This window comes from Streptomyces sp. SD15 (genome assembly GCF_054462255.1).
In genome coordinates, this window is the sequence record NZ_JBTLMO010000029.1 from 66,148 (window position 1) to 79,551 (window position 13,404).

Annotated in this window: 11 protein-coding genes; 7 read left to right on the top strand and 4 right to left on the bottom strand. The window is 69.6% G+C overall.

Going from position 1 to position 13,404, the window contains the following annotated elements; genetic code table 11:
• Positions 1–3: 3 nt before the first annotated feature.
• Positions 4–1,053 (bottom strand): energy-coupling factor ABC transporter permease, encoded by a 1,050-nt coding sequence (locus ACX28W_RS26565; RefSeq protein WP_459001964.1) that lies wholly within the window; start codon positions 1,051–1,053, stop codon positions 4–6.
• A 212-nt stretch (positions 1,054–1,265) separates the two neighbouring features.
• Between ACX28W_RS26565 and ACX28W_RS26570 the strand changes: the two genes are divergently transcribed.
• The gene (locus ACX28W_RS26570) at positions 1,266–1,625 is read left to right on the top strand and encodes an SsgA family sporulation/cell division regulator (RefSeq protein ID WP_459001966.1); all 360 of its coding nucleotides are present in this window, start codon (positions 1,266–1,268) and stop codon (positions 1,623–1,625) included.
• A 109-nt stretch (positions 1,626–1,734) separates the two neighbouring features.
• Here ACX28W_RS26570 and ACX28W_RS26575 read toward each other — a convergent pair whose 3' ends face one another.
• Positions 1,735–3,408 carry a penicillin-binding transpeptidase domain-containing protein gene (locus ACX28W_RS26575; RefSeq protein ID WP_459001967.1) on the bottom strand — a complete coding sequence of 558 codons (1,674 nt, stop codon included), beginning with the start codon at positions 3,406–3,408 and terminating at the stop codon, positions 1,735–1,737.
• A gap of 96 nt (positions 3,409–3,504) precedes the next feature.
• The gene (locus tag ACX28W_RS26580; protein ID WP_459001968.1) at positions 3,505–5,145 is read right to left on the bottom strand and encodes a penicillin-binding transpeptidase domain-containing protein; all 1,641 of its coding nucleotides are present in this window, start codon (positions 5,143–5,145) and stop codon (positions 3,505–3,507) included.
• Positions 5,146–5,629: 484 nt separating this feature from the next.
• On the opposite strand from ACX28W_RS26580, the gene ACX28W_RS26585 reads away from it, so the two are divergent.
• Complete coding sequence (locus ACX28W_RS26585; protein ID WP_459002034.1) at positions 5,630–5,791, top strand: LexA family protein; 162 nt, start codon at positions 5,630–5,632, stop codon at positions 5,789–5,791.
• A 222-nt stretch (positions 5,792–6,013) separates the two neighbouring features.
• Positions 6,014–6,865, top strand: coding sequence for a DUF4389 domain-containing protein (locus ACX28W_RS26590; protein WP_459001970.1), 852 nt, complete (start codon positions 6,014–6,016; stop codon positions 6,863–6,865).
• Positions 6,866–7,502: 637 nt separating this feature from the next.
• Here the strand turns inward: ACX28W_RS26590 and ACX28W_RS26595 are convergent.
• A complete protein-coding gene (locus tag ACX28W_RS26595; RefSeq protein ID WP_459001972.1) occupies positions 7,503–9,242 on the bottom strand; it encodes a dolichyl-phosphate-mannose--protein mannosyltransferase in 1,740 nt (579 codons plus the stop codon).
• A gap of 95 nt (positions 9,243–9,337) precedes the next feature.
• Here ACX28W_RS26595 and rsmI point away from each other — a divergent pair, with 95 nt between their 5' ends.
• The 4 genes from rsmI (at position 9,338) to ACX28W_RS26615 (ending at position 13,347) form a co-directional block, all read left to right on the top strand.
• Complete coding sequence (gene rsmI / locus ACX28W_RS26600) at positions 9,338–10,204, top strand: 16S rRNA (cytidine(1402)-2'-O)-methyltransferase (RefSeq protein WP_459001973.1); 867 nt, start codon at positions 9,338–9,340, stop codon at positions 10,202–10,204.
• Positions 10,205–10,432: 228 nt separating this feature from the next.
• Complete coding sequence (locus ACX28W_RS26605) at positions 10,433–10,870, top strand: hypothetical protein (protein WP_459001974.1); 438 nt, start codon at positions 10,433–10,435, stop codon at positions 10,868–10,870.
• A 46-nt stretch (positions 10,871–10,916) separates the two neighbouring features.
• Positions 10,917–11,789: a TatD family hydrolase gene (locus tag ACX28W_RS26610; RefSeq protein WP_459001976.1), complete on the top strand. Its 873-nt coding sequence runs from the start codon at positions 10,917–10,919 to the stop codon at positions 11,787–11,789.
• Positions 11,790–11,979: 190 nt separating this feature from the next.
• Positions 11,980–13,347, top strand: a complete 1,368-nt coding sequence (locus ACX28W_RS26615; RefSeq protein WP_459001978.1) for a ubiquitin-like domain-containing protein — start codon at positions 11,980–11,982, stop codon at positions 13,345–13,347.
• Positions 13,348–13,404 lie beyond the last annotated feature (57 nt).

Consider the following 13,404-nt stretch of genomic DNA (forward strand, 5'->3'; position numbering starts at 1 on the left):
GGATCAGACGCCTTCGGGGACGGAGGCGGGCGAGGTGTCGGTCGTACGGCGCCTGCGGATCGCCCAGAAGACGCCGCTGCCCGCGACGACGGTGACGCCGACACCGATGACGCCGGCGAGGCCGCCGGAGATCCGGGCGTCGGAGACGTCCTTGACGCCGTAGTCGGCGAGCGGCGAATCGGCCGAGGCGTGCTCCTCGGTCTTCTTGTCGATGCCGTGGTCCGCGGCGACCTTCTCCAGGCCGTCGGGGTTGGCGGAGGCGTAGAAGCTCACGAATCCGGCGAGGACGAGGGAGGCGACGAGGCCGGTGATCCACACCTTGCGGTGCGAGGTGCGGGCGGCCACGGGAAGGGCGGGAGCGGGCGCGTCCACGAGTTCGCCGCCGACGCGCAGCTTGAGCCGCTGCTGCAGACCGTGCGCCCCGTGGACGAGGTCCGGCCGTACGGCGATGACCGCGCCGACCGTCAGCGCGGTGATCGCGGCCTCGCCGATGCCGATGAGGACGTGCACGCCGATCATGGCCGTGGCGACTTTGCCGATCGAGACGTCGGTGGTGCCGCCGACCGCGTAGATGAGGGTGAAGGCGACGGCGGCGGCCGGGACGGACAGCAGCGCGGAGACGAAGGCGGCGGCGGTGACGGAGCGGCGCCCCTGCGGGAGCACCTTCACCAGGCCGCGGAAGACGGCGTACGACACGACCGTCGTGACGATCGCCATGTCCGTGATGTTCACGCCGAGCGCGGTGAGACCGCCGTCCGCGAAGAGGATGCCCTGCATCAGCAGGACCACCGACACGCAGAGGACCCCCGTGAAGGGGCCGACGAGTATCGCCGCGAGGGCGCCGCCGAGCAGATGTCCGCTGGTTCCGGCCGCGACCGGGAAGTTCAGCATCTGTACGGCGAAGATGAAGGCGGCGACCAGGCCGGCGAGCGGCGCCGTCCGCTCGTCGAGCTCGCGGCGGGCGCCGCGGAGGCTCACGGCGATGGCGCCGGCGGCGACTACTCCGGCGACCGCGGAGACCGGGGCGTTGATGAATCCGTCAGGCACATGCACCGTTCGAGGATAGCGCCTTGTTGCGAACCTTTTGCAAGAGCGAGGTGCCTATGAATAACCCTGGCACCTCGCCGGAAGGGTGCCGGAAGGGTGCCGGAAGGTGCCAGGAAGGTGCCAGGAGGAGTCCGTGGCGGATTCCAGGGAATGTGCGACATTGGAGTGGTGGCGGATTCACAGATTCCGCACAGGTAACGCAGCGTAAGGAGCGGCTCATGTCCGCTGTCGAACAGTACGCACGCGCCCACATCGTCACCGACACGGCGAACTCCACCGAGGACGGACGGCAGGCTGTCCCCGTCGCTCTCCGCTACGACCCCGATGATGATCCCCTCCAGGTGCACGTCACGCTGCCCGGCCCGCACGAGTGGGCCTTCTCCCGGGACCTCCTGGAGCGGGGGCTCCGTGTTCCCGTCAGCAGCGGTGACGTGAGCGTGTGGCCGTGCGGCCGTGTGCAGGCGGTCATGGAGTTCCACTCGCCGGACGGGGTGGCGGTCGTGCAGGTCGACTCGAAGGCCCTGATCCGCTTCCTGCGCCGCACGTACATGGCCGCCGGCACCCCGGTGTCGCGCTAGGGCCTGTCCGGCGGATCAGGTCGGAGGGAAGCAGCGGCGTCGCCGCAGATCGGCGTGCCAGACCCCGCGTCTCCGGCATGATCCGCCGGACAGGCCCTAGCGACCGGCGTCAGCTGCCCGCCTTGAGCAGCGCCGCCACGAGCGGTCCTGCCGTGTCTCCGCCGTGGCCGCCCTGCTGGACCACGCCCGCCGCGGCCAGGTCGCCGCGGTACGCGGTGAACCAGCCGTTCGGCTTCTTCTGGCCGTCGACCTCGGCGGAGCCCGTCTTCGCGCCGTAGTCGGGGCCGAGGCCGGACATCGCCTCCGCGGCCGTGCCGTACGCCGCCGTGTACTGCATCAGTTCACGGAGCTGGGAGAGGGTGGAAGCGGACAGGGTGCGGGACGCCTTGGCGAGCGTCCGGTCGTCCACCGTCGGGGACACCAGGTAGGGCTGGCGGAAGGTGCCCGACTGGACCGTCGAGGCGACCGACGCCATGTTCAGCGGGTTCATCCGGACCCCGCCCTGGCCGATCAGCGACGCCGCCATCGAGGCCGCCGACTGCACCGGTACCGAGCCGTCGAAGGACGGCACGCCGATGGCCCAGTTGTTCAGGCCGAGACCGAACACCTGCTGGGCCTGTGTGGTCAGGTCGCTGTTCTCCAGCTTCTTCGCCTGGCTGATGAAGGCCGTGTTGCAGGACCGCGCGAAGCTCGCCTTGAACGTGCCGCCGGTGATCTTGAAGTTGTCGTCGTTGTGGAACTTCCAGCCGCCGTACGTCACGGTCTTGGGGCACGGGTGCTCCTTGTCGGCCGAGGCGAGCCCCTTGTCGATCAGCAGTGACGACGTGATGACCTTCATCGTGGAGCCGGGGGCCAGGGAGCCCTGGAAGGCGGTGTTGAAGCCGTGGCTCTGGTTCGCGACGGCGAGGATCTCGCCCGTCGAGGGACGCATCACGACCACCGACGACCGGGCCTTCTTGGTCACCTGCTCCTCGGCGTCCGCCTGGAGGGTCGGGCTGAGCGTCGTCTTCACCGTGCCCGGCGTGCCCTCGCTGAGCGTCAGCAGTGTCTTGTCCGGGGTCTTCTCGGCGCCCTTCTCGGCGGCCTTGCGGACCACACGCAGCTCGACGCCCGCCGTGCCGCCGGCCGTCTTGCCGTACTTCTCGCGCAGCCCGTCGAGGACCGTGCCCAGTGAGGGGTACTTGGCCACGGTCAGCTCACCGCCGTCGCGGTCGAGCGCGGTGACCGGGGGAGTGCCCGCCTCGCCGGTGGCCAGACGGTCGCCGTCCTGCAGGTCCGGATGCACGACGGACGGCTTCCAGCCGACCAGCGCCGCACCGTCCTTCGCCCGCCGCACGACGGTCAGCTTCGACTCGTACGCCAGCGGCTTGCTCTTGCCCTTGTACGTGACGGTGGCCTTGACGGAGAACGGGACGGACGCCCCCGACGCCTTGCCCGCCGTGAGCTTGACGCCGGTGATGTGGGCGTCCTTGGTGACGCCGGTGAGCGCGGTCCTGGCGGCCGCCGAGTCGTCCGTGGCGGCGGCCGCCTTCGCGACGTCACCGCTCTGCCAGGCGGTGAGGAACTGGGTGGTCAGCGTGGTGACCTCGGTCGCCGACGGGGGACCGGTCTTCACCGCCTGCTCGTCGGCGGCCGTCGCCGTCCGCTCCCCGGCCGCCGCACCGCCGCCGTACAGGCTGTAGGCGCCGAACGCCCCGCCGCCGACGACGACCACGGCGATCAGCCCGCCGATCACGGCGGGCTTCGTCTTCCGTCGCTCGGCGACGCGCCTTCTGTTGCCCACAGCTTCCGATCCTCCTGAGGTTTCCCGGTCCCCCGGTACTCTCACGCCCCCCAACGAGAGCCCCCACCCTAGAGTCCCGCCCTGGCAGGGGTGACTTCAGCCGCCCGTTCGTAGCACAGCTGCGACGATCGGACCGGCCGCGTCGCCGCCATGGCCGCCCTCCTGGGTCATCGCGGCGGCCGCGATGTCGTTGCGGTAGCCGGTGAACCAGCTGTTCGACTTGGACTGGCCGTCGACCTCGGCGGAACCGGTCTTGGCGCCGATGCTGCCGCCGAGTCCGGCCATCGCCGTGGCGGCGGTGCCGTAGACCGCGGTGCGGTTCATCATGGAGCGCAGCTGCTCGACCGTGCTCTGGGACAGGCCCTTCGCCTGGGCGAGCGGCCGGTCGTCGAGCGAGCGCGGCACGATCACCGGCTGCCGGAAGGCGCCCGTCATCGCCGTCGCGGTCACCGAAGCCATGTTCAGCGGGCTCATCTGGACCTGGCCCTGGCCGATCATGTTGGCGGCCGTGTCCGGGCCGCCGGAGGCCGGGACGGAGCCGTCGAAGGACGGGATACCGGTCTTCCAGTTGTTCTGCCCGAGACCGAAGCGCTCCTGTGCCTCATTGGTGAGCGAGTCGACCTTCACCGAGTCCGCGTAGCTCACGAACGCCGTGTTGCAGGAGCGGGCGAAGGACTCGGAGAGGGTGGCGTTCAGGTTGGGCTTCATGCCTGTGAGGTTGTGGAAGGTCTGGCTCTGCCAGGTGGCGGTGTCCGGGCAGGTCGCGGGGCCGTTCGCCGTCGTGATGCCGTTGTCGATGAGCGTCGCCGCGCTGATGATCTTCATCGTGGAGCCGGGCGCGAGCTTGCCGAGGAACGCCGCGTTGAAGCCGTCCTCCCGGTGGTTGGCGACCGCCAGCACCTCACCGGTGCTCGGCTTCACGGCCACCACGGACGACTCGGCGTACTGCGTCACCGCCTTCTCCGCGGCGGCCTGCGCGCTCGCGCTGAGCGTCGTGCGCAGCTTGCCCGCCTCACCCTTGGCGAGGGTCACCAGGGTCGTGTCGCCCACGTTCCCGCCGACGTCCCCGCTCTCGCGGCGGATCGCCAGCTCGATGCCGGCCGTGCCGCCCGCCGCGTCGCCGTACTTCTCGCGCAGTGCGTCCAGGATCGGCCCGAGCGACGGGTATTTCTCCTTGGTCAGGACGACGTCGTTGCGGTCCACGGCCTCGATCGCCGGGCTCGCCGACTCGCCCGTGACCAGCGTGTCGCCTTCCTTCAGCTCGGGATGGACGACGGACGCCTTCCAGTCCACCAGCGCCTTCCCGGTGGTGACCCCGCGTACGACGGTCAGCGAGTCGTCGTACGAGAGGGGCTTGGACTTCCCCTCGTACGACACCGTCGCCTTGACCGAGTAGGGCACGGTCGCGCCGGACGGTGTGCCCGGTGTTATCCGCACCCCGGTGATGTGCGCGTCGTCGCGGTAGCCGGTCAGGAGCGAAGTGGCGGCCTCCGCGTTGTTCGTGTTCGCCGCCGCGGTCGCCGCGTCGCCCTTCTCCCAGGCCGCGAAGAACTTCGCCGAGGCCGCCTTGACCTCCGCACTGCTCGGCGGCCCGGTCCGCACCGGCGCGGGCTCGTCCGCGCTCGCAGTCCCACCGCCGCTCAGCGCGTTCATCACGTTGAACGCGCCGTACCCGGCACCCCCGACCATCACGGCGAACACACTGCCGACGATGGCCGCCTTTGCCCCCTTGCGCATGGCATTCCCCTCCCCGTAATTCCTTGCACTGTAGGGCGGAGGGGTGACAGCCGTGACCGGTGTCGCGTGATGTTGTCCGAACAGAGATCAGAGTCGGCATGATCCGCCGGGCAGGCCCTAGACCCAGGTGTCCAGCCACATCCGTGAACGCCACTGGTCGATGGGGATCGCGGTGCCGGTGTACAGCGGCCAGAAGTAGATGAAGTCTGCGAGATCCGCCCTGGTAGTGCCCCGACCAGGGCGATTACCTCTGGCCGGGGCCGCGTCATGCCGCTTGGGCCGTCTCTGGGCCGTGATCTTGTGGAGTGGACGCCGGATAGAGGCTGTCGACGGCCTTTCGGGTGCGTCAGGAGCCGTTCGACGACCTGTCCTCCGTCGTGGCCGGAGCCGTGCGTCGGAGATGACCGCGAGCGGCTTGCCCACCAGGGTGGACAGGCCGAAGGTGCTGCCCAGTCCGGCGAGGGTGGGCCCGGCGAGGTAAGGGATCGCCGAGCGTGGAGAGGCCCCCATGATCCGAGAGATTGGCCGGAGCGTGGGCCTGTCGAGCCCGTCCTCCGTGGCCTACCACCTTGAACAGATGGAGCAGCTTGGGGTCATCCGGCGCACCGAGAGGCGCGGGTCGGGGAGGGGTATCGCCTTGGGCTAGGGAGGCGCGTCCGCTCGGACGGACACCATGAGGCCCGCCGCCCGTCATTGGGCTTCCTGCAGCAGTAACCCGTGTGCGGACCTCGTCACGTGCCGCCGCGCCAGCCTCCGCATTCATCTGAAATTCATCCGATCAGTCCTCACCGCGCGCACACAGGGCCGGGCGGCGTGACCCTGAAGCTCTGAACCGGGGTGACAGCCGCGAATCGGACAGGAGCCGGCCATGGCAGACCAGAGGTGGGTGCACCGCCCCGCCCCACCACCGGAGGTGCTCCCAGTGCTGGATCTTCCCGAGCCTGGCCGGCAGCGCCGCTGGACCGTGCTGCTGCGCTGGCTCCTGCTGGTCCCCCAGTACGTCGCCTTGTTCTTCCTGGGGATCGCCGCGTTCGTCCTCGTGGTCGTCGGCTGGTTCGCCGCCCTGATTACCGGACGGCTGCCCGAACCAATCGCGTCATTCCTGACCGGCTACCTCGCCTACGCGACCCGCGTCACCGCCTACGCGATGCTGTTGGTCGACACCTACCCGCCCTTCGCCTTCCTGGCGGCCGACCACCCCGTCCAGATCGAGATCCACCCTGGCAAGCTCAACCGCCTCGCCGTCTTGTTCCTCATCATTCTGCTCATCCCCGCCTACATCTTGGCGTGCCTGGTCATCTACGGGTGGTTCGTCGTCTGCCCCATCCTCTGGCTTCTGGTGCTCATCCTCGGCCGGATGCCGCGCCCGCTGTTCGAGGCAACCGCCGCCACCGCCCGCTACGGGATGCGTCTGAACGGTTACGTGATGATGCTTACCTCGGCCTACCCCAAGCGCCTATTTGGCGACGAGCCCAACTCCACCGAGCAACCCCACTCGGCTACCCGCCCGCTGCTGCTCAGCGACGCGGGTAAAGCCCTGGTCGTCCTGTTCATCGTCCTTGGGGCCGTGCTCTGGATCTTCTCCGAATTCATCAGCGCCTCCTCCGACTACGACTACAGCATCGCCTCACAGCCACCAGCAGCCTCCCGGGCCATCGGACACAGTGCCTCGACTTTTGCCGCTTGGGGCTGGAGTCCATCAGTTGTTGCTCATGTCTAGTACGGCTCCGCGAGCTGCCAGGAATTCGCCTAGCGTAGAGCCTTTTCGTTCAACTTTCTTGTTGAAGCCATTGCTTGTCTTCGAGCTGCTCCGATTCCCTGAAACTCTTCATTGAGTCTTGGACTCGGGAATGGCGCCTCATCCGTTGGTATCCATATAGGTGTTTCCGCGGGAAGTGAGGACTGCGCATGGAAATCGTTCAGAGTGATCTACTCCGACACCACGGGCGCGTTCCGGCAGGACATCAAGAACGGGAAAAAGGGTTCCCCGTGCATGGGGTAAGACGCGAAAAGATCAAGCAGGTCACGGAAATTAGCATCGCTGGGGTTAAACGCTGCACCATTCTTGAACACGGTCCGTACAGATGGGACTGTCGGAAAGCGCTGGTATGGCTCCGTTGGCATCAGCAAGCCAGGGTGGGGAAAGGAGTCTCCCTGGGGCAATCCGTGGGGCACGACGGCACCAGGTCGCCAAGAGCCGTGCTCAGGCACCGATAGTCGCGCGGTCTGTAAATCTCCTGGGGCCAGAGCTGGGCCGTCCTGGGGCCGTCCGGGGGCGACCAACGACAACCGCTAACGGCCAACAACGACCAGGAGGGCGCGGCAGACTGCCGCGCCCTCCTGGTACGTCTGCCCAGCTAGACCCAGGTGTCCAGCCACATCCGCGACCGCCACTGGTCGATGGGGATCGCGGTGCCCGTGTACAGCGGCCAGAAGTAGATGAAGTTCCAGACGATCAGCAGGACCAGGACGCCCGCGCTCGCCGCGCCGATCACCCGGCGGCGTTCGCCGGCGCCGGGTGGGCCGAGGATGGCGCCGATCATCATGGCGACGGCCAGGCACAGGAACGGGACGAAGATGATGGCGTAGAAGAAGAAGATCGTGCGCTCCTGGTACATGAACCAGGGCAGGTAGCCGGCCGCGATGCCGCAGGCGATCGCGCCCGCGCGCCAGTCGCGGCGGAACGCCCAGCGCCACAGCACGTAGGCGATCGCGAAGCAGGCCGCCCACCACAGGAGCGGGGTGCCCAGGGCCAGCACCTCACGGGCGCACTTCTCGCCCGCGTCCGTGGGGCAGCCGTCCTTGCCGGGGACCGGGGACTCGTAGAAGAACGAGACCGGGCGGCCCATGACGAGCCAGCTCCACGGATTCGACTGGTACGTGTGCGGCGAGGAGAGGCCGACGTGGAACTCGTACACCTCGTGCTCGTAGTGCCACAGGCTGCGCAGCCAGTCGGGGAGGAAGGTCCAGCTGCCGCCCTTGCCGTCCGTCGCGGCCCAGTTGCGGAAGTAGCCGCCGGTGCCGTCCGTGGGGGAGAGGATCCAGCCGGTCCAGGAGACGAGGTAGGTGACGATCGCCACCGGGACCGTCGCCAGGAAGGTGATGCCGGTGTCGTGCTTCAGGACCGCGGTGTACGGGTGACGGGCGCCCGCGACCCGGCGCGAGGCGACGTCCCACAGCACCGCCATCACACAGAACGCGGCGATGACGTACAGACCGCTCCACTTGGTGCCGAGGGCGAGGCCCAGCATGAGACCGGCCACCCAGCGCCAGGGACGCCACCCCAGGCGGGTCGTCTCGGCGGTGTGCGCGTCGGGGCGTACGACACCGTCCTCGTCCGCGGGCAGCGCCGCCGCCAATCGGGCGCGCGCCCTGTCGCGGTCCACCACCAGACAGCCGAAGGCCGCCAGCACGAAGAACATCAGCACGCCGTCGAGCAGCGAGGTGCGGCTCATCACGAAGTGCAGCCCGTCCACCGCCATCAGCGCGCCCGCCAGGCAGCCCAGGAACGTCGAGCGGAACAGACGGCGCCCGATCCGGCACAGCAGCAGCACCGACAGCGTGCCGAGCACGGCCGTCATGAAGCGCCAGCCGAACGGGTTGAACCCGAACATCCATTCGCCGAGCCCGATGACGTACTTGCCGACCGGGGGATGGACGACGTACGAGGCGTCGGTGGGGATCGAGACGTGACCGCTGTTCTGCAGGATCAGGTCGTTGGCGTTCTTGTCCCAGTTGACCTCGTACCCGCGGTGGATCAGTGCCCAGGCGTCCTTGGCGTAGTACGTCTCGTCGAATATCACCTTCTTCGGGCTGCCCAGGTTCCAGAACCGCATCAGCCCCGCCATCAGCGTGACCAGGAGCGGGCCACCCCAGCCCGACCAGCGCGTGATGCGCTCGGCGACCTCGTGGCGCACCCCGAACGAGGCCCAGATACGGGGGCTGGGCTGGGCGTACGGAGGCACGAGGCGGTCGCGCACATCGCTGGTCGGCCTTGCCGTGTAGCCGAATCGGCGCAGCCGCTGTTGCCAGGACGGCGGCTGCTTTTCGGTGGCCTGGCCCTGCCGGGTGTCCGTCGAGGACGCGGTACTGGTCACCGCGCCATCGTAGGGAACGGGTCTGTGGGAGTCCCGTGCACGGGCCGTAAAGGGCGGATGAGGCTGTCACGAAGTGCCCCTGAGAGGATGGAACCGTGACAGGAACCCTTGTTTTGGCAGGCACTCCCATCGGCGACGTGGCCGATGCCCCGCCCCGGCTCGCTCAGGAGCTGGAGACCGCGGACGTCGTCGCCGCCGAGGACACCCGGCGGCTGCGCCGGCTGACCCAGGCGCTGGGCGTGCAGCCCGCCGGGCGTGTCGTGTCGTACTTCGAGGGGAACGAGGCGGCCCGGACGCCGGAACTCGTCGAGGCACTGGCCGGCGGGGCGCGCGTGCTGCTGGTGACCGACGCCGGGATGCCGTCCGTGTCGGATCCCGGGTACCGGCTGGTCGCGGCGGCCGTCGAGAAGGACATCAAGGTCACCGCCGTACCGGGGCCGTCCGCCGTGCTCACCGCGCTCGCGCTGTCCGGGCTGCCCGTCGACCGCTTCTGCTTCGAGGGGTTCCTGCCGAGGAAGGCGGGCGAGCGGCTCTCGCGGCTGCGGGAGGTCGCCGACGAGCGCCGGACGCTCGTCTACTTCGAGGCGCCGCACCGGCTCGACGACACCCTCGCCGCGATGGCCGAGGTCTTCGGCGACGCACGCCGGGCCGCCGTCTGCCGTGAGCTGACCAAGACGTACGAGGAGATCAAGCGCGGGGGGCTGGGAGAGCTGGCCGCCTGGGCCGCGGAGGGCGTGCGCGGGGAAATCACCGTCGTGGTCGAGGGAGCGCCCGAGAAGGGCGCCGAGGAGCTGGACGCCGAGGAGCTGGTGCGCCGGGTGCGGGTGCGCGAGGAGGCGGGGGAGCGGCGCAAGGAGGCCATCGCGGCGGTCGCGGCCGAGGCCGGGATTCCCAAGCGCGATGTCTTCGACGCGGTGGTCGCGGCGAAGAACGCCGAGAAGGCGGAGCGAAGCGCTCCGTAGGCGCTCCCTGGCCGCTCTATGAAGGGCAGGGGGGCGCGAAGCGCCCCATGGACGGGCAAAGGAGTGCCGCCGAAGGCAAAGCTCAGGCCTGGTCCCACAGCCGCTGCGGCAAGGAAAGGCCAAGACGGCTCCAACAGTCGACAGGTCTGATGCGCTCGCGTCGGCGGAGGCGTCCACTGGTCGAAGGGGCACACCCGCCCCGTCGACCAGCGGACAGCAGGAGCTGGAATGAGTGAGATCGCAGGCCGGGCAGGACACCGCAGCGCGGCTACCGCCGTCGTCCATGAGTCGTATTCCTTCGCCTGCATGCGCTGCGGGCACGGCTGGGAGCAGTCGTACGAGATTGAGCACCACCACGACGCCGAGGGCAGCGAGTTCGTGATGTACGTGGCGAACGGCCGTGTCGTGCCGTCGCCCCTGAGCCGCCCCTCCTGCCAGAACTGCGACGGACACGTGGTGCGCATCATGCGCGCCGGTCAGGTGTCCTCCGTCCAGAACTCCATGCACCACACGCAGAGCCCGCACCGCGCGGTGCCGCGGCAGCCGGCGGAAGTCCTCGACGAGGCCCACGACGGAACTCTCGACCAGCCGGCCCTGCCCAAGGAGCCGCACCACTGGCACCTCTCCGATCTGCTGCACCCCTTCCACCACCGCAAGGCAAGCTGACACCCGCCGGAAGAGGCTCGGCATGCCCCTTTCGTAGGATCGGGGCATGCCCTCCGACAAGACCGAAGCGCCGCCCCTCCCCGAACCCCTGCGGGTGCCCGTCGCCGACTCGCACACCCACCTCGACATGCAGTCCGGCACGGTCGAGGAAGGCCTCGCCAAGGCCGCGTCGGTCGGGGTGACCACGGTCGTCCAGGTCGGCTGCGACGTGAACGGCTCGCGCTGGGCCGCGCGGACGGCTGCCGAGTACGAGGCCGTCCACGCGACGGTCGCGCTGCACCCCAACGAAGCGCCCCGCATCGTGCACGGCGACCCGGACGGCTGGTCCCGCCAGGAGGCCAGGGGGCCCGGCGGTGACGGCGCCCTGGACGAGGCCCTCGCCGAGATCGACCGCCTCGCCGCCCTCCCCCAGGTCAAGGGCGTGGGCGAGACCGGGCTCGACTACTTCCGCACGGGCCCCGAGGGCAAGGCCGCCCAGGAACGGTCCTTCCGCGCCCACATCGAGATCGCCAAGCGTCACGGAAAAGCGCTGGTCATCCACGACCGCGACGCCCACACCGACGTGCTGCGCATCCTCAAGGAGGAGGGCGCCCCGGAACGGACCGTCTTCCACTGCTACTCCGGCGACGCCGAGATGGCCGAGATCTGCGCCGGCGCGGGCTACTTCATGTCCTTCGCCGGCAATATGACCTTCAAGAACGCCCAGCCGCTGCGCGACGCGATCGCCGTGGCCCCGCTGGAACTCCTCCTCGTCGAGACCGACGCGCCCTTCCTGACGCCCGCGCCGTACCGCGGACGGCCCAACGCGCCTTATCTCATTCCGGTCACAGTGCGTGCCATGGCGGCCGTGCGGGGCATCGACGAGGACGCGCTGGCGACAGGCCTCTCGGCGAACACGGCGCGCGCTTTTGATTACTGAGGGATAACGTTTCCGGTGCTTTCCCGGGGCCGCATGCCGGGGCAGTGTCGCGACACAGCGTAGCCGCGTTGCTTGGGAGAGTGACGATCGCTCCGCTAGGTTCTGGTCGCCCACCCGTCTCCCGCCACCACCCCGCTTGAGCCCTTCGGGCGCACCTTTTTCTCCACCGGCCCCCCTGGAGCGTGTCGTCGTGAGCAACTCGCAGTACGAGACGTATGGCCTGGCTGGAACGTCGTACGACCACGTCGGGACCTACGAGAATGACGAGAACCCTGAGCCGTACGGTGACGGCTACGCGGACTCGGACACCTATCGGGCGGCGTACGAGGTGGCTCAGTCGCAGGCTCCGACCGAGCCGATGCTGCCCCGGCAAGGGGACGGGCAGTCGGGCGACGCGGGGGCGCCCCGGGTGGGCGGTCGGGCCGCGGCCCGGCGCGAGGCTCGACGCAGACGGACCGCCGAACGCCCCGATCCGCTGCGCCGGCTGCTGCCGCAGGCGCTGGTCGTCGCCTTCCTGGCGGGCGGCACCTCCGCCTTCGTCGCCAACGACAAGGCTATCGAGCTCAGCGTCGACGGGAAGCCGCGCACGCTGCACACCTTCGCGGACGACGTGACCGAACTGCTCGCCGACGAGGGCGTGCGGGTGGGCGCGCATGACACCGTTGCGCCGGCCCCCGGCACCGCGCTGGCCAGCGGCGACGAGGTCGCGGTCCGCTACGGGCGTCCCGTGCACCTCACCCTCGACGGACACCGGCGCCGGGTGTGGACGACGGCGCACACCGTGGACGGGGCGCTCGAACAGCTGGGGGTACGTGCGGAGGGGGCGTATCTGTCGACCTCGCGCTCCCGGCGCATCGGCCGTGAGGGACTCGCGCTCGATGTGCGTACCGAGCGCACGGTGACGATCGTGGCGGACGGGCGGGCGCGGACGATCCGTACGAACGCGGCGACCGTGGCGGAGGCCGTCGAGGAGGCCGGGATCACCCTGCACGGCCAGGACACGACGTCCGTCCCGCTCGGGAGCTTTCCGCGGGACGGCCAGACAGTCGCCGTCATGCGGATCACCGGGACCAGGGAGATCCACGAGGAGCTGATCCCGTTCGAGGTACAGCGGACGAGTGATCCTTCGCTGTTTCGTGGCACGGAGGTCGTCGAGCGGGCCGGGGAGGCGGGGGCCCGGCGGGTCACGTACCTGCTGCGGACGGTCAACGGGGTCAAGCAGAAGCCGAGGCGGCTCAAGTCCGAGCTGGTGCGGTGGCCTCGGGCGCAGGTGGTGAGGGTCGGTACGAGGCCGCTGCCCGACTCGGTGCGGGGCGCCGACCATCTGAACTGGTCCGGGCTCGCGGCCTGCGAGTCCGGGGGCCGGCCCGGGGCCGTGGATCCCTCCGGCACCTACGGCGGCCTCTACCAGTTCGACTCCCACACCTGGCACCGCCTCGGCGGCTCCGGACGCCCCCAGGACGCGCCCCCCGAGGAACAGACCCTCCGGGCGAAGAAGCTGTATGTGCAGCGGGGGGCGAGTTCTTGGCCACATTGTGGGGGCCGGTTGCGGGGCTGAGGGTCTGGGGGCTGCCGCCCCCAGACCCCCGCTTCGGCCTGAACGGCCTCGTCCTCA